Annotated in this window: 11 protein-coding genes; 6 read left to right on the top strand and 5 right to left on the bottom strand. The window is 47.4% G+C overall.

All coding sequences use genetic code 11. The annotated features are described in order from the left end of the window. Positions 1 to 114 precede the first annotated feature (114 nt). Positions 115 to 3,903, top strand: a complete 3,789-nt coding sequence (locus tag MH144_RS08700; protein ID WP_239299097.1) for an S-layer homology domain-containing protein — start codon at positions 115 to 117, stop codon at positions 3,901 to 3,903. Between the two features lie 73 nt (positions 3,904 to 3,976). Here the strand turns inward: MH144_RS08700 and MH144_RS08695 are convergent, their stop codons facing one another. After that, positions 3,977 to 5,704 (bottom strand): cache domain-containing sensor histidine kinase, encoded by a 1,728-nt coding sequence (locus MH144_RS08695; protein WP_239299096.1) that lies wholly within the window; start codon positions 5,702 to 5,704, stop codon positions 3,977 to 3,979. 253 nt (positions 5,705 to 5,957) lie between these two features. Here MH144_RS08695 and MH144_RS08690 point away from each other — a divergent pair, with 253 nt between their 5' ends. From MH144_RS08690 to MH144_RS08675, 4 genes are all read left to right on the top strand, one after another. Next, the gene (locus MH144_RS08690; protein WP_239299095.1) at positions 5,958 to 6,914 is read left to right on the top strand and encodes an ABC transporter permease; all 957 of its coding nucleotides are present in this window, start codon (positions 5,958 to 5,960) and stop codon (positions 6,912 to 6,914) included. Between the two features lie 24 nt (positions 6,915 to 6,938). Beyond that, positions 6,939 to 7,829, top strand: a complete 891-nt coding sequence (locus MH144_RS08685) for a carbohydrate ABC transporter permease (protein ID WP_110759447.1) — start codon at positions 6,939 to 6,941, stop codon at positions 7,827 to 7,829. 127 nt (positions 7,830 to 7,956) lie between these two features. Then, positions 7,957 to 9,567, top strand: a complete 1,611-nt coding sequence (locus tag MH144_RS08680) for an extracellular solute-binding protein (RefSeq protein WP_239299094.1) — start codon at positions 7,957 to 7,959, stop codon at positions 9,565 to 9,567. Between the two features lie 141 nt (positions 9,568 to 9,708). Beyond that, positions 9,709 to 10,596 (top strand): divergent polysaccharide deacetylase family protein, encoded by an 888-nt coding sequence (locus MH144_RS08675; RefSeq protein ID WP_239299093.1) that lies wholly within the window; start codon positions 9,709 to 9,711, stop codon positions 10,594 to 10,596. Here MH144_RS08675 and MH144_RS08670 read toward each other — a convergent pair. Then, positions 10,571 to 11,332, bottom strand: a complete 762-nt coding sequence (locus MH144_RS08670; protein ID WP_239299092.1) for an N-acetylmuramoyl-L-alanine amidase — start codon at positions 11,330 to 11,332, stop codon at positions 10,571 to 10,573. The two genes, MH144_RS08675 and MH144_RS08670, sit on opposite strands and share 26 nt — an antisense overlap. Positions 11,333 to 11,552: 220 nt before the next feature. Between MH144_RS08670 and MH144_RS08665 the strand changes: the two genes are divergently transcribed. Next, on the top strand, positions 11,553 to 11,774 hold the full coding sequence (locus tag MH144_RS08665; protein WP_183521046.1) for a YqzE family protein: 222 nt from the start codon (positions 11,553 to 11,555) through the stop codon (positions 11,772 to 11,774). A gap of 101 nt (positions 11,775 to 11,875) precedes the next feature. Here the strand turns inward: MH144_RS08665 and MH144_RS08660 are convergent, their stop codons facing one another. From MH144_RS08660 to MH144_RS08650, 3 genes are all read right to left on the bottom strand, one after another. Beyond that, a complete protein-coding gene (locus MH144_RS08660) occupies positions 11,876 to 12,934 on the bottom strand; it encodes a hypothetical protein (protein ID WP_239299090.1) in 1,059 nt (352 codons plus the stop codon). 180 nt (positions 12,935 to 13,114) lie between these two features. Continuing rightward, positions 13,115 to 14,365 carry a YqhG family protein gene (locus MH144_RS08655; RefSeq protein ID WP_239299088.1) on the bottom strand — a complete coding sequence of 417 codons (1,251 nt, stop codon included), beginning with the start codon at positions 14,363 to 14,365 and terminating at the stop codon, positions 13,115 to 13,117. A 2-nt stretch (positions 14,366 to 14,367) separates the two neighbouring features. After that, the gene (locus MH144_RS08650) at positions 14,368 to 16,128 is read right to left on the bottom strand and encodes a DEAD/DEAH box helicase (RefSeq protein ID WP_239299087.1); all 1,761 of its coding nucleotides are present in this window, start codon (positions 16,126 to 16,128) and stop codon (positions 14,368 to 14,370) included. Between the last annotated feature and the right edge of the window lie 85 nt (positions 16,129 to 16,213).

Raw genomic sequence — 16,213 nt, 5'->3', positions numbered from 1 at the left:
AAGGAGGATGAGAAACTAAATCATAAATTGAAAGCGATTACAGAAACGTGATTCATAGTTTTTCCATCCATGTAAATCTAACGTTAGCCTACTTGATGAAGTTGGAGGGATGTTATGTTAGAACGAGTCCTGCAAAAATCCTTTATAATCCTTTTGATCTTCTGTCTTGTTACAGGTATCAGTCCAACAGAAGCCATGGTAAGTGCCAGTGATCCTAACAGCTATGAAGCCGAAGCGGATGGGAATACGCTGAGTGGAAATGCGAGTGTATCGGATAGCCCGTCTGCATCGGGGGGCAAGAAGGTCGGAGGCATGTACCAAGGCAGTTCGCTGCAATTCAATAATGTGACCGTAAACGAGTTTGGAAACTATAAAGTTGTTGTTTATTACATTTCGGGTGATCCACGGCCATTTAACATAAGTGCCAACGGCGGGGCAAAACAATTCGAAGAACCACCGAAGACTGCGGATTGGGATACGGTAGGCACATATGATGTTACGCTGCCCTTGAACGCAGGGAGTAACACGATTCTGATCGATGACAACAATTGGTATTCACCTGATATCGACAAAATTGTCATTGCCGGACTGGATGATAATGAGACAGAGCCCGGGAATCCCGGTGAAGAAGAAGACCTGGGCACACCAGGGGATACACATCAATATGGAACGATCTCCGTGACGGATTATACGTACGGTTTTCTTGTGGCAAATGAACATTATGAGGTAACTTACAATACACAGTCTGGATTGGTTGGTTACAGCTGGACTGACGGGCAGAAGGTACGGGGCGTATACAGCAGCATTAAACTCGGTGATGAGTCTCTCGTGCAGAGTAAAGATTATGAAAACCATACTACTGCTGGCGCACCACTGGAATTGGAAGACGGATTCGGCAAGGGAATCGAGCTTTCATTTGTCCACACATCCGCTGGCAAACCGACGTTGAAGCAGGTTTATCGTTTCTATGAAAACAAGACGTATTTCCTGACCCAATTGAATGCCATGGGAGACACGGAGATTCAGACGAATTACATGGCTCCAATTACCGTCTCCAATGCAGGTGGAGTGGACATCGGTGATAGCTCGGACAATCGTGTACTCACCGTGCCTTTTGACAACGATGCCTGGATTCGGTATAAATCTCAAACGATGAACCGGACAGATACAAGTTATGAAATGACGGCCATCTTCAATAACGCAACACGTAACGGTTTGGTGATTGGTTCGGTAACACATGATACTTGGAAAACAGGTATTGATTGGCAAGGATCTGCCAACCGAATTCATGAATTCTCCGTATATGGCGGAGCTGCCACGGATGTGACACGAGATACCCAGCCCCATGGTAGTCTGACGGGAACGGAACTGTCCTCGCCTTTGATTATGGTGGGAGGGTTCAGTGATTACCGGACAGGTCTTGAAGAATACGGTAAGGCGAATGCAGTGATCACGCCACCACTGGAATTAAATTCGGAACTTCCGCAAGGCGTTCCCTTTGGCTGGAATAGCTGGGGAGCGTATGGCAGCACACTGTCTTATCAGAACGTTGTGGATGTCTCCAACTATTTTAAGAACAACTTAGAGAACTTTAACAACGATGGCAATGTATTTATCAACATGGATTCCTACTGGGATAACCTGAGTGATGAAGAACTTGCACAGGCTGTATCCGTTATAAAGGGCAACGGTCAGCATGCGGGTATCTATTGGGCACCATTTGTGTATTGGGGAAACAATATGAATCAGATGGTGGAAGGCACCAACAACCAATATACGTATGGTGATATCGTGCTTAAGGACTCTACCGGTAAACCGCTGCCTACCCTGGACGGGGCTTATCCACTGGATGTGACACATCCAGGAGCCAAAATGCGGATGAATTATTTTCTGGATAAGTTCAAGAATCTTGGTTTCACCTACATCAAACTGGATTTTCTGACTCACGGTTCTCTGGAAGGCGAACATTACGATGAAGAAATATCCACAGGCATTCAGGCCTATAATCAAGGCATGCGTTATGTCGAGGAACGGTTGGACGGAAAAATGTTCATCAGTGCATCCATTGCACCGATCTTTCCAAGCCAATATGCGCACAGCAGACGGATCTCATGCGATTCGTACGGCAGCATTAACGAGACAGAATACATGTTAAATTCGCTGACCTACGGCTTCTGGCAAAATGGAACCATATATTCCTATACCGACCCTGACCATCTGGTACTGGCCAAAGCATCAAGTCTGACCGAAGCCCGCAGCCGGGTGAACTCGGGTGTCATTACGGGAACGGTCATGATGGCTTCCGATGATGTGAATGATCCCAAGGCTCAGGAGTACATGACTGCACTGTACAACAATACGGATGTTCTAGATGTTGCGAGGAAAGGGAAAGTATTCAGGCCTCTTGAAGGCAACACCAACGCGAATGCTGCAGATACATTTGTGTTGAAGGACGGGGATGATTATTACCTTGCCCTATTTAACTACAGTGCGACCAGTCCTGCTGAGCGGACGATTGACTTGGAACGCGCAGGGTTGAATGCTGCCCAAACGTATTCGCTCAAAGACCTCTGGACAGGCGAAGTTTCGTCCGTATCGGGTTCATGGTCGGTTACGCTGGAAGCAGCTGAATCAAGACTGGTGAAATTGACGGAAATGAAGGGTACTCCCGGGAATCCGGGCGACCCGAGCACCCCGAGCAACCCGGGGAATCCTGGAGTGCCAGGAAACTCAGGGAGTACTGACAATAATCATGGCAGCAGCATGACTGAGAACAACGGGGGTCAAGAAAGTGTGACTACAACCCTGTCCATCACAGCAGATATGCTGGAAACGAACAAAGAGTCAGGTCAAGCCGTAGTGGAAATCAAGGCTGACACGCAGGAAGTGCAGTTATCCTCAGCTGTTGTCAAGCAGCTTGGAAACTACGCACTGGTAGTGAAATCGGGCAAGCTAAGCCTCCAAATTCCTGCAGAGGTGCTTCAGCAGCTTATGAATAAGTTGCCAGAACAGCAGCGGGAAGGCAGCATCGTCTCTCTCAAGATGGTTCCACTTGGCAGTGAAGGTAACGAGATCATTGCCGCAGCACAGGACATGACGCAAGCCAAGGTTTCATTGAAGAGTGAAATCTACGAATTCAGTATATCTATTCAGAGCAAATCGGGATCAAACGAAACACTCTCCAAGTTTGATAAGCCCGTCGTTTTGAGTCTGCATGCGGTCGAAGGTTTCAATTCTTCTAAAGGTGGCATGTATGTCATTGGAGATAAAGGTAAGCTTGAATTTGTCCGAGGTGAATATGCAGTGAATGTATTGACAGGGGAAATCAGTCCATTCGGCACATACGCTGTATTGGAGCTGGAGCGCTCCTTCACAGATGTCCCTGCTTACCACTGGGCGAGCCCTGTTATTCAAGAGTTGACGGCCAAGCTGATTGTCCAGGGTACACACGGGAGCTTGTTTGAACCAGGGCGTGAGGTTACAAGGGCCGAGTTCACTTCAATGCTCGTACATTCTCTGGGACTGACCACAGCCGGGGAAATGAAGTTTCGCGATGTAGCGGCGGATCGCTGGTATGCTGCGCCGATCTCCATCGCGTATAGGGCCGGGATTGTAAGCGGCAAAAGTCGGGATGCCTTCGAACCAGATCTGCCGATTACTCGTGAGAAAATGGCAGTCATGCTGATAAAGGGTTATTCATTGGGAAAGGCTCAGGAGCCTGTTGATTCCAACGTTACAATATTCAGCGATATGCATCTGGTTTCACCATGGGCAGCTGCATCAGTAACCGAAGCCGCCTATCGGGGCCTGATTCAAGGAAACAGACATGGAACGTTTGAGCCCCAAGGGATCGCATCCCGGGCAGAAGCGGCACAGGTCATCTACAATTTGATTCTGAAGTAAAACGTCAAGGGCTGCGGATTACTCCGCAGCCCTATTTCTGTATTTTTGTATAGAACGATGGCATTCATGACTGTTATAAAAGGGCTTTTTGTGGAAGGATGATTTGCACCGTCGTCCCCGCACCCAATCTGCTGTATACGTGGACACCGTAATTCTCTCCGAACTTCAATTTAATTCGCCGGTCCACGTTGGAAATACCATACCCCCGTCCTGGTTTGTCTTCAAGTAGAGATAGAAGGGTTTCACGCGACATGCCCATGCCGTCATCCATGACGGAGAGGATGATCGAGTCATTTTCGAAGCCCCCCTTGATATGAATGTTGAGCGGCCTTTCCTGATTCCAGACAGCATGAATAATCGCATTTTCAACAAATGGCTGGAGAGCAAGCTTAACCGTGGAGTAGGGTAAGATCGCTTGATCGATGGTATAAATGAAATTCAACTGCCCCTTGAATCGGATCAGCTGAATGGCGTTGTAGCTTTGGGTTAGCTTCAACTCCTCATTAATGGTCAGAACACTTTTTCCTTTGTTCAGGGATATCCGATAAAACTTGGCGAGATTTAATACCATCTCCTGAATTTGCGGATCCTGATGTTTAATCGCGAGAGAAGAGATCGAGCCCAGTGTGTTATACAGAAAATGAGGGTTGATCTGGGCCTGCAAAAGATCGAGCTCCGCTTCCTTGCTCTGCAGTTCTTTTTGATATACCTCGGTGATGAGACTTCTCAATCGGATCGTCATCTGCTGGAATGCGAAGTGAAGCTGTCCAATCTCATCACTGCCCAATTGTTCCTCATGTGTTGGAGAGAAGTCTCCGCGTTCAATCCGGCGAATCATACGAATTAAAGTACGGATGCGTTTGCTAAACAGTGAAGCCGTAATATAAATGAGCAGCAGAGCCACACCTATAAAGGCAAGTGACACTTTAATCATAAGCTGCGACAGTGATTTGGCATCTTTAATAATACTTTCATAAGGGAAGATGGAGACGGTCTTCCAGCCATTTTTGAGCGTGTTATAGACGGCGAGTGCTTTGACGCCCTGATAGGTCGTGTCGAATCTGCCGGAAAGAGAGTCATCAAACTGCTCGTCAAGCAGCTCCGGCAACCGGGTATTGATTAATTTTTTGTCCGCAGAAGATAGAATAACGCCTTGGTCATTCATGATAAAAATGTCTTTGCCTCCGGCTTCCTTCTCCATTAACGAATAGATAACAGACTCGGAAATTTGGAATACCAGCATCCCATACGGATATTGATTGCTATTATTATTCAGCAGTCTCGCAAGGGTAAACATGGCAGGTCCATCTGCGGTTTGCGGGGAGGAGAGGTGAATGATATTACCATACGACTGTTTCAGCTTCTGGACCAGCTCGGTCTCATCAACTTCGGGTGTAATCGGCTTGATGTAGTAATTATCCTTAGGCAGAGACGGATTGTCCGAATATATGAATGCGCTATCAAAATCAGGGTAGGCAGCCATAATGGTATCGATGCGATTGCCAATGTAATTATAAACATCCAGATAGGAAGGATCATCCTGATACTCTGTCGTCAGGTAATTGGCAAGTCGATTATCCAGATAAATGGAGGCTGAAATATGTTCATAGCTATCGAGTTTATTCTCCAGGTTTTTGGTGATCTGGGCGGTTGAATTCATCATGTTGATGTACAGCTGTTCCGTCAGCTTGGATTTGGTAAGTTCGAACGAGAAATAAACCAGCAGCATCATCGGGATAATGGTGACCAGGACAAATACAAGAAAGAGTTTGGATCTGAAGCTTAAATCAACAAAAGGCATGTAAATGTATTTTCTGTAAAATGGACGCATCGAGCAGCCCTCTCTCAATTGAAAGTGATTACATAGAGTTCATCATAGCAGACCAAATATGGAAATCCAATAACGCTTTTCACCAAAAACATCTTTAAAAAACGGCATTTATCGGAGAATTGAAGTATGGAAAGCAAGCGCTATCAAAATTAAGATAAAAAGGTAATCAGCTGAATCTGAATCAGGCCAATCATGATGGTATAAAGAAAGGGGAGGGCATCTGATGCATAAGGTAAGCGCTATCAAAACAGTCAGGAGCAATAATCTGATCAGCAGACTAAAAGAACAAAAATGGTTATTCGTGCTTATGCTGCCTGCCTTCGTTGTAACCTTGCTGTTTTCCTATGGTCCCATGTTCGGACTGTATATGGCATTTACGAATTATCAGCCGGGAGGGGAGTCCTTTTTTAGGCAGTTTTTCCATGCAGAGTTTGTAGGCTTCCAGTGGTTTGAATATTTCTTCACCACAGGTGATTTCTATCGGGTTATGCGCAATACACTCGCAACGAGCTTGCTCACACTGTTGTTTGGGTTTCCTGCGCCAATCATCCTTGCGCTTGTCCTGAATGAAGCCAGGCAGGGATTTTTCAAACGCTTTGTACAGACGGTATCATATTTGCCCCACTTCATCTCGTGGGTTATTGCGGCCAATATTGTCATTACGCTCCTGGCTTCAGACGGTATGCTCAATAATATTCTGGTGCTGCTGGGTATTGTGGATGATCCGATCGCTTTCCTGCAAAATGGACCCTTGTTTTGGTGGATTATCGCCTTATCAAACATGTGGAAAGAGATGGGCTTCAGTGCAATTATGTATCTTGCGGCCATTTCCTCCATTAACCCTGAACTTTATGAAGCTGCGAGAGTAGATGGGGCGAGCAGATTTAAGCAAATGTGGCATATTACTCTGCCAGCTTTACGTCCAACCATTGTCATATTGGCTATTCTTGCGGTCGGCGGAATTCTGAATGCGGGTTTTGAACAGCAGTATCTCCTGCAAAACAACACTGTACTTGAGTATTCGGAGGTCACCGATATTTATGCCTACAAATACGGCTTGCAGAACAGCATGTTTTCATACGGAGCTGCTGTCGGAATGTTCAAATCTGTCGTTGCTTTCATACTCGTGGTTATTGTGAACCGGATCTCAAGAAAGGTGAACGATCAGGCGTTGTTCTAACCAAGAAGGAAAGGAGTGCTCATGATGTTATTAAACCGATTCGGTGATCGGATATTTAAGTTCTTTGTATATCTCATTCTGGTCCTGGTTTTACTGGTTACATTTCTGCCTTTTTGGAATATACTTGTCCTCTCCTTGAATAGCGCAGAGGATACGGTTCGAGGCGGTGTCTACTTGTGGCCACGTGTACCAACCTTGGACAGCTACAGCCAGATTTTGAAAGACAGTGAGATTTTGAATGGGCTGTGGGTCACAGTCAAACGAACTCTGATTGGCGCACCGCTCTCGGTGCTGGTTATCACGATGCTGGCGTATCCGCTGAGCCGGCGGAATTTGGTGGGGCGTAAGGGTTGGAATTTGTACTTCATATTCACGATGTATTTTGGCGGCGGATTGATTCCCTATTACATGGTACTCAAAGCGCTGAATATGATTGATACGTTCTCCGTCTTCATTCTGCCGAGTCTGATGAATGTGTTTTACATGATTATTGTACGAACGTTCATGGAGCAGCTTCCTCATGAGATCGAGGAATCGGCCAAAGTGGACGGAGCTAATGATCTTACGATTTTTTTCCGAATTGTCATGCCGCTGACTACACCTGTGCTTGCAACAGTCGGATTATTCCAGGCTATTGGACACTGGAACTCCTGGTTTGACTCTTATGCATTCACGTACAGCTCAGACTTGAAAACCTTGCAAGCTGTACTTGTCAAAATCCTGAGTCAGTTTCAGACCGGTGGGATGGTCTCGCAAACGCAGATGCTGGCCAACTCAGCCAAGCGGAATGCTGTTTCGAGTGATACCATACGAATGGCTGCGACGATGGTTGCTACGTTGCCGATCATTCTCGTCTATCCGTTTTTACAGAAGTATTTTGTCAAAGGCATGACGCTCGGAGCAGTAAAGAGTTAATCATTGCTGGTCTGGCTGCCTGAGAAGAACTCTCGGCGGGCACTCCTGAAAGGGGGTGGTACAGCTTCATTGGTTTGCTCCATAATAACGCAAGTCACTTCATTCATTGGGAGGAATTAGGGTGTCAATGAAAAAGACAAAAAAATGGATGGTTATGGGTATTACTGCTGCATTAGTCGTGGGCTTGCTTGCGGGCTGTTCTTCAAGCGAAGGGACAGATAGCGCAGGTACAGGCGAAAAAGGAGCTGAACAAGGCCCGATCACGCTGACCTGGTTTGATGGCAATACCAAAGGTGAGCCATTCACTGACGCGGTTGCACAACAAATCACCGACAAAACCGGAATAGAGATCTCCATACAGCAGCCGACGGGAAATCCGACCGAGAAGCTGAGCTTGATGCTGGCGAGCGGGGATTACCCCGATGTCGTGGTGATGAGCCGAGGAGATGCCTCTCTGGACAAATATATTTCTAGTGGAGCCTTCATTCCGCTTGATGAGTTAATCGAGGAATATGGAGCAGATTTAAAGGAAATGTACGGGGACACGTTGACCAAGACACGTTATACGGATGGTAAAAACTATTATCTGGCAAACTGGTACGGACTCGACAGTGATCCAGTCTTCGGTATGCTGATGAGGCAAAGCCTGCTCGAAGAGCTTGCTCCTGAGAAAGCGGATGGATCCGAGCCGTTCACGACAGACGAGTTTGAGGCACTGCTCAAACAGTTTAAACAAAAATACAGCACGATTGATGGTAAAGAATCGGTTCCCATGACGATGAATGGCGAGAATATGGGGGCGAATCTGGGCACCTTCAAGGGCATGTGGGGTTTAAAAACCTATTACGATAATAATGGTAGATTGCAATATGATGTTAAGGATCCTAAGTATCGTGAAATGCTGCTATATATGAACCGTCTATATAGAGAAGGGTTGATCGAAAAGGAATTCGCCATTAGCAAAACACAAACATGGATTCAGAAGCTCACAACAGGTGCGGTATTCTCCACACCAGGCGCGTACTGGGATCCGGGCAACGGCAATGCCGCATTGAAAAAGGATGGCGGTGAGAAGAATCAATTATTCGCATATAAAGTCGTAGCTCCTGGTGTGGACCCGGCCCAAACGACCTTTGGACCGAGAAGCTCGCTCGGATGGGATGCCATTGCCATAACCAAAAATAATAAACACCCGGAAGAAACGATGAAGCTGTTCAACTATTTGGCGAGTGATGAAGGACAGCACTTGCTCCTATGGGGTAAGGAAGGCGAACAATACACCATGGTGGATGGCAAACGTCAACCTGATCCTGCATTCCTGCAGAGCTTCAAGGATAACTGGGATGAAACGGTGAAAACCAGCGGGGTTCGTAAATGGCTGTGGTTTATCAAAAATGGGTTGGATCCGAACGGACAGCCCTACGACATGGCCGTCAAATATCAGCGCAGCGAAGTGGATGAACTGGCCATCAAGAGCCTGGGTGATTCGGTCTGGGATACAGCTGAATATGATAACCTGAATCCGGATGGGGGAACACCGGAAGCTCTGACGGCACAAAAGGTCAAGGATATTATGGACCAAAGTATTACCAGAGCCATTATTGCCCCGACTGAAGCGGAAGCCAATGCCATATTTGACAAAATGCTCGAGGATATGAAAAAGGCAGGGGATGAGAAAGTGGAGAATATTATTAACCAGAAATACGCTCAGCGTATGGAGGTATGGGGAACCAAGTAAGCTGGACGGAATGACGATATTGTGGAGGGCTCTCCTAAGGGAGGGCCTTTCTCTTTTGGATGGAACAGGCTTTTTTTGTCTAACATATTCCTTCTTCAATGTTCAAATAATGAGGAGAACGAACAAAGGAGGGAACGATGGATGAAAAAGGCCAAACGTAAAGTACGGTCCAGTACATGGACGATTCGAACTGCATGGTTGATGGTGAGCATGCTGTTTATTACTTATGGAGTGAACCCGTTTACCTGTAGTGCAGAATCACTGGTCACAGAACCTGGTCAGGCGGCAGTAATGACTCAATCCCAACCACAGCCCAAACGTATGGCGATCATCATTGATGATGCGGGCAACGATATGAAAGGCACGGCGGAGATTTTGGATATGCCAGTCAAGCTGACGCTTGCGGTCATGCCGTTTTTGCCCACCACCAAAAAAGACGCTATCGCTGCACATGAAAAAGGGATGGATGTAATCGTACACATGCCCATGGAACCCAAATCAGGAAGACCTGAATGGCTCGGTCCCGGTGCGATTACATCCAGTCTTACAGATGATGAGGTCCGCGAACGAGTGGAGAAAGCCATTGATGATGTTCCCTACGCCATCGGCATGAACAATCACATGGGCTCGAAAGTTACTTCAGACAAACGAATCATGTCTATTGTGCTTGATGTTTGCCGTGAACGAGGACTGTTTTTTGTAGATAGTCGTACCAATTTTCGTTCGGTTGTGGGTGAACTTGCAGTATCCAAAAACATGCCTCCGGTCGGTAATGATATCTTTCTGGACGACCGGAATTCGAAGCCGCATATTCGCCAGCAGATGGATTTAGCAGCCAAGCGAGCTGTTGAAAAGAATATGTGTGTTGTCATTGGGCATGTTGGTCAGACGGGGCTAAACACATCCAGCGTTGTTCGCGAATCCGTTACCCGGCTGAAGGGTGAGATTGAATTTGTTGGCATCGGTGATCTGGTGCGTGAAGTTTGGCACTGGCATGCTGCCCCTACACTACCGACAAATAATAAATAATACCGTCCGCAATCGACTGGGCAATGCGTTTCTGCTCTGCTGGATCAGTCATCATGGCTCGATCTGCTGCATTGCTAACAAATCCGGTCTCAACGATAACAGCTGGTTGTTTGACCTGATTTAACAGGTAGAAAGGCTTGCCCCATACCACTTCGCGCCGTGTGCCAAACAGCTGATTAAGTTCGTTCTGAATGGACTCTGCCAGAAGGTAGCTGCGACCTTCTTTCTGGTAAAGGACAACCGGTCCCCTTGTAGACGATTTGGGACTCCAGTTTCCATGAATGCTGACCACAATATCCGTGCTCACTTCTTCACTGAGACTCTTGCGCTGTGCCAGATCCCTGCGATGACGGGATCTGCTGTTCAGCCAGCGGTTTTCGTCACTAAGGGCATAGTCTCCCAACCGGTTGATGATGACAGCATATCCTTTGCTGCGAAGCAGGAGGTACACCTTTTGACTGATCGCCAGATTGATGTCTTTTTCAAGGACACCATCATCTGACGTACCCCCATCAATACCGCCGTGTCCCACATCCAGCAGGATGACAGGAGCTGCAAAAGCATGGTGCGTGGAACGATAACTGTCACCATCCGTTACAGGCAGCAGGGAAGGACTTACTGATTTTTGGTTGGGGTAGGATGACTCGATAACCGCGGAGGTTGCTTGCGCAGGTAACATGAGTATTGAATTGAACCCGATTAGCCATGCCACTAACGCAGATAGCAGCTTAACCATGTGTATGCACGCTCCTTTTTGTCATAGGCATCTCTTGCAATAGCGTATTAGAATGGATACCTTTGGCATTAGACTGTGCATTCTTGGATATTTCATACTCTCAGCAGCAAAAAAATGTTTATGCATGGGCCGTTCTGCACACAATAGATATATCGTAAGCTTGCGCATTACAGCTGAGCAGTTCGCATAAATGCTCAGGCTAAGAAGGAGGCAGAGATGGATGGCCAAAAGTGATGAGCTGGTGAAGTACATTACACAGCGGGTTGTTCATTTTATGGATACACCGAAGGAAGAGCGGAAAGGTCGTTCCAAGGTAAAAGAGCCTTGGGCAATGAAATGGTTTGGCATGCTCCCCTTTGCCGTATCATTGTGGGTAGGGAAAAAGGAAAAAGCATTAGATCCACGCGGGGAAATGCAGAAGCGAAGTTCTTCTGGCAAATAAACCTGTTTAATCCACAAAGAATAAAAGACGCGTTCCTGATTATGAAATCAGAGGAAGGCGTCTTATTTGTGTTTGCTTGAGACGATTAAAACTCCACAGCTTCACGGCTTGAAAGTATAAAAATGACCATCCTTCATCAACGTGTCGATCGGTACGAAACGTCTTACGGAAGAATGTCCCCCAATCGCTACATATTCCATTTGCGCAGATCCGTCATCCATTCTCCAGACCTGATATCCGGTGACAGGAAGAGGGCCTCCGTACAATACATTGCGATCATCTGCCGAAAAGACAATGGCCTGATGGTCTCTCCAATGCTGAATCAACGGCTGCAAACTTGTTACAGGGACGGTTTCCGAAGTAATCCACAAGAGATTATCGGCAGGATCAAAATCCGGTTGCACGTAGAACGGATCCGCTGAGAAGGCTGAAGCCTTGGAAAGTTCATCTGTTCTGGATTGGAGTTGTACAGACACGGATAGCGCGGGAGAAGGCGGTCGAGTATGTTCAACTCGAGATTCACGCTCCATGGCCTTTACAGCACCATTCGGTAAAGTGTCACCGTTGGTTGCATCGATATAGATGGTGCCAACACCTGCTTGCTCCACTTTCCAGTAGGCAAGGAGAGGAGAGGCATAACGTAACTGGATGTCTTCTGCATATGACAAGTTCTTCAGATTCACATTATGTCTTTGAAGAGAATGCTGCAGTAGAGAGAGGTCATAAGGATTGTGTTCTCCCTGTCCGTACTCGCTAAGCTGCAGTTTCCCTGTCCGGTTAGCTGTAATGATCATATATCCAACAGGTGTTCCATCGTTATGAGCGTTTACAAGCCAGCTGTGCGTTCCGGGGCCAAGAGGCGTAAAGTCTAGCTGCGCCCGATTCCAGCCTTGGTCCGTCTTTTGTAAGGAGCCCAAGGCCTTAACCTGTTGAAGAGCAAACTGCTGAACAGCAGCAGGAGCAAACTTATCAGATGCATGGGAAGCATCGCTTTTTGCCGTCGTTAATTGGAAGGAAAGTTCTGTGGTGGTTGCTTGCAAACTTAAGATATCTTCTGCTTGCAATGTTGTTGACAATGTAGTTAAACCCAAAAGGCACATGGCACCCACGCCTGCTACCCGTCGGATGACGTGCCATGGCTTATGAAAGATTCGGTTCATAATTAACACCTTCTTCTTCTGGAGTACATTATGACGAACAGGGACGATTATTCGCTGCACGATTACTTCTAGGTTCATTCTAGTGGACAAGCCATGAAAAGGTTGCTGCAACCTGTCGGGTGGCTGCTCATGAATAAACACTACTTTTGCCGTCATTTGCTGGAAAAGTAGTGTCTGCGTCTATCTTAAATGAAACATGCCGCTGCTTATGGCCGTGACCTTCACTTTGGGTTCGTATTGCCAGATCATTTCTGTCCGGCGGGTTTCGTATTGCAGTTTCATCGCTTCACGATCCAGAACCGCCTGGCGGGCCTTTTCCTGCTCGGAATCTGTTTCCTCATCCACCGTGACGGCCTGTTCAGCAGCAAGTTCCGTATCCGAGTGTGTCTCCAATCCGGTCATGTCTGCGGATATTCGATTCACAGGAGGGACAAGGGTGTGATCCGTCGCAATAGACTGAATCCTCATGGAATTAGTCCCGGGTTCCTGCCCGATGGAAGCAGAATCACGACCAGCTCCTGTGGAATTGTCGTCTAACTCAACCTCAGGCGTATCTTCTCTCAGTACAGCTTCGTAATACGCATCAACCACAGCGAGTTCCAAGTCCAGTCGTGCCTTGGCTTGTTCTGCCCAACCATAGTCCAGTTCCAGAAGACGCCTTGTAAGGTGTGTCTCGAGCGCAGTTCCAGCATCCGTTAGCGATACCTTGGCTGTCTGGACATGCATGTTCTCAGCCAGTCTTGGGCTGAGGTCTCGCCGGGTCAGCTTGGAACCGAATTGTTCGATAATTTCACCTGTGCGAAGGGAGATGCCAAGAAAATGGAGCTCCTCCCGTTTCAAATCACAGGCAAATTCCACTTTGAAACATACACCAAGCCACGGTTCATATACTGCTGGTGCGGCTGCACGCAGCTGACGTTTGGGTGCCTGCTCAAACAGATTCACAAATGCGCCGCCTTCACGAGCTGCCTCGAAAATCTGCTGCAGTCTGCGACTGCCATAGACGACGTCTTCACGCAGGATGCGCCCGGGCCCGAGCTGCGGCAGAGCTGGAGTAATGCCGAAATAGCGGCCAAGAATGGTTTCTTTAGGTGCATCTGCTTCAGAACCAGAACCCGGGCTGCCTGGGCCGACAGGTCCATTTTGGCTTGCAGAGAGCGAGGGAGATGCCTGAGCGGCTCTGGCTTCTGCAGCATCGATAGCTTGCTGATACGCTGCCGGATCAAATACGAACGTAAAAGACATCGTCTCAGCCGGAGCTCCAGTGCGCTCAACAAATCCCCAATAGTACGGACGGTTGGTTAATGCCTTGTCCGCTTCCGGCGATAATTTAACGGTTATATGTGCAGGAGAACGCTCCATGATCTGGCATTCCATAGCTTCGAGATAGGTTGTCACATAGGCCTGAACTTCTTGGGGTGACATGGTCATGGTCAGTGTCCTCCTTTGCCCAGATCCAGAAGGGAGACGGTCGGCACTTCATCGGCGACTTCACGCTGAATGGAATTCAGCGATTGTCCAAGCGAATCCATTTTGCGGCGAATATCATCTTCGTTTTGGGATTCGAGCATAATCTTATAGAGACTTTTTTCAATGGATTCCTTTTTCTCGAGTCGTTCCAGAATAACGTCCAGTCCGCCGATGACCATCTCGAACATGTTGATCTTTTCATGCAGTAGATTCAGGATATGTTCTTCAATTGTGCCTGTCGTCGACAGATTGTAGATGTTGACGTCATTTTGCTGGCCCAGCCGATGTACCCGGCCAATTCGCTGCTCTACGCGCATGGGGTTCCAGGGCAGGTCGAAATTAATCATGTGATGGCAAAATTGAAGGTTAATGCCTTCACCACCGGCTTCGGTTGCGATCATGGCCTGGACACGGCCTCGGAACAGGTCCATCATCCAGTCCTTTTTCCCCCGGTTCATGCCGCCACGATACGGAACAGCAGTGAGCCCGTTGTTGCGAAAATAATTCAGCAAATACTCCTGCGTGGCCCGGTATTCGGTGAAAATGATGACTTTCTCATTCATGTTTCGAATCAGTTCCATCGTTTTCTCGGCCTTCGTATTTTCCTTAATGGCCTTGATATGGGCAACCAGATCCCAAATTTTGTCCCGGAGGGGGGAGTCAAGCGGGAGCTTCTTGGACAGATTGACCAGCGTAACAAATACTGCATCCCGGCTGCTGCACACTTCCCGCTGTAGCGTAACAAGTGAGAGCATGCTGCTCAGGTTTCCACCAGCTTCCTGATATTGATCTTTAACAAAGGAAGTTACCCCATCGTAAAGTGCCTGTTCTTCCGGAGATAGCTGCAAATTCACATTGGAAACATTCCGCTTGGTGAACTGTACTGGTCCTTCACCGCGGCGGTTCCGGATCATGACTTTGGATAATTCGTCCTTGAGCTGTTCCTGGTTTTTGGGGATTCGCTTATCCACGACAAAGTTGGCAGCAAAGTCACCTTGACGACCGAGCTGGCCCGGTTTCAACAAGTTTATTAGATTGAACAGCTCGCTCATGTCATTTTGTACTGGTGTAGCGGTCAGCAGCAGACAATATTTTTTTCGCAGTTTCAGCATGAATTGATAGTTGGTCGTTTTTTTGTTTTTGAGTTTGTGAGCTTCGTCAATAATGATCATGTCATAGTCCGTACTCAGCAAGATGTCCTTATGCGGTTCTCGCTTAGCCGTATCCATGGAAGCCACAACCACTTCATTTTGCCAGGAATAGGCCTTTTTCTGCGCAACTGCGGGAATGCCAAACTTTGAATTCAGCTCTCTTACCCATTGGAGTACAAGGGATGCAGGCACAAGTATGAGAACCTTGGATACGAGACCGCGGACCATATATTCTTTCAAAATCAGACCGGCTTCTATGGTTTTTCCCAGACCAACCTCATCAGCAAGAATGGCACGGCCTGACATTTCAAATAATACTTTGCGTGCAGTGTCCATCTGGTGCGGAAGCGGGGTCAGTCCCTGCAAATGCTTCAGACACTGTATTTCGTCAAAATTGGGAATCAGATTGGTCTCTTCCGCTTGAATGCCGAGCTGAAAGAGTCTGTAATCTCCCCAAGGACCGCCTTTATCGAGCCGTGACTCTAGTTGGGTCAGCCAGCTGCGATCGATTTCGAGCGGAACGGGCAGTTCTGCTGCAGGTTGATTCATGTGAAGCGGATGTTTCCGGTTCATGGTGATGCCTCCCCTGCCATACATGATGACGTTTTATTCGTAGGTCATAGTATGGACGAATGAGAGGCAGTTCATAACCAACCTT

The organism is Paenibacillus sp. ACRRY (assembly GCF_022346995.1).
Classification (GTDB): domain Bacteria; phylum Bacillota; class Bacilli; order Paenibacillales; family Paenibacillaceae; genus Paenibacillus.
This window is presented reverse-complemented; position numbering and strand designations above follow the sequence as displayed.

Excerpts from the sequence above, each read along its gene's own strand:
- MH144_RS08700 (WP_239299097.1), top strand. The coding sequence starts at position 115 with ATGTTAGAACGAGTCCTGCAAAAATCCTTTATAATCCTTTTGATCTTC.
- MH144_RS08695 (WP_239299096.1), bottom strand. The coding sequence starts at position 5,704 with ATGCCTTTTGTTGATTTAAGCTTCAGATCCAAACTCTTTCTTGTATTT.
- MH144_RS08690 (WP_239299095.1), top strand. The coding sequence starts at position 5,958 with ATGCATAAGGTAAGCGCTATCAAAACAGTCAGGAGCAATAATCTGATC.
- MH144_RS08685 (WP_110759447.1), top strand. The coding sequence starts at position 6,939 with ATGTTATTAAACCGATTCGGTGATCGGATATTTAAGTTCTTTGTATAT.
- MH144_RS08680 (WP_239299094.1), top strand. The coding sequence starts at position 7,957 with ATGAAAAAGACAAAAAAATGGATGGTTATGGGTATTACTGCTGCATTA.
- MH144_RS08675 (WP_239299093.1), top strand. The coding sequence starts at position 9,709 with ATGAAAAAGGCCAAACGTAAAGTACGGTCCAGTACATGGACGATTCGA.
- MH144_RS08670 (WP_239299092.1), bottom strand. The coding sequence starts at position 11,332 with ATGGTTAAGCTGCTATCTGCGTTAGTGGCATGGCTAATCGGGTTCAAT.
- MH144_RS08665 (WP_183521046.1), top strand. The coding sequence starts at position 11,553 with ATGGCCAAAAGTGATGAGCTGGTGAAGTACATTACACAGCGGGTTGTT.
- MH144_RS08660 (WP_239299090.1), bottom strand. The coding sequence starts at position 12,934 with ATGAACCGAATCTTTCATAAGCCATGGCACGTCATCCGACGGGTAGCA.
- MH144_RS08655 (WP_239299088.1), bottom strand. The coding sequence starts at position 14,365 with ATGACCATGTCACCCCAAGAAGTTCAGGCCTATGTGACAACCTATCTC.
- MH144_RS08650 (WP_239299087.1), bottom strand. The coding sequence starts at position 16,128 with ATGAACCGGAAACATCCGCTTCACATGAATCAACCTGCAGCAGAACTG.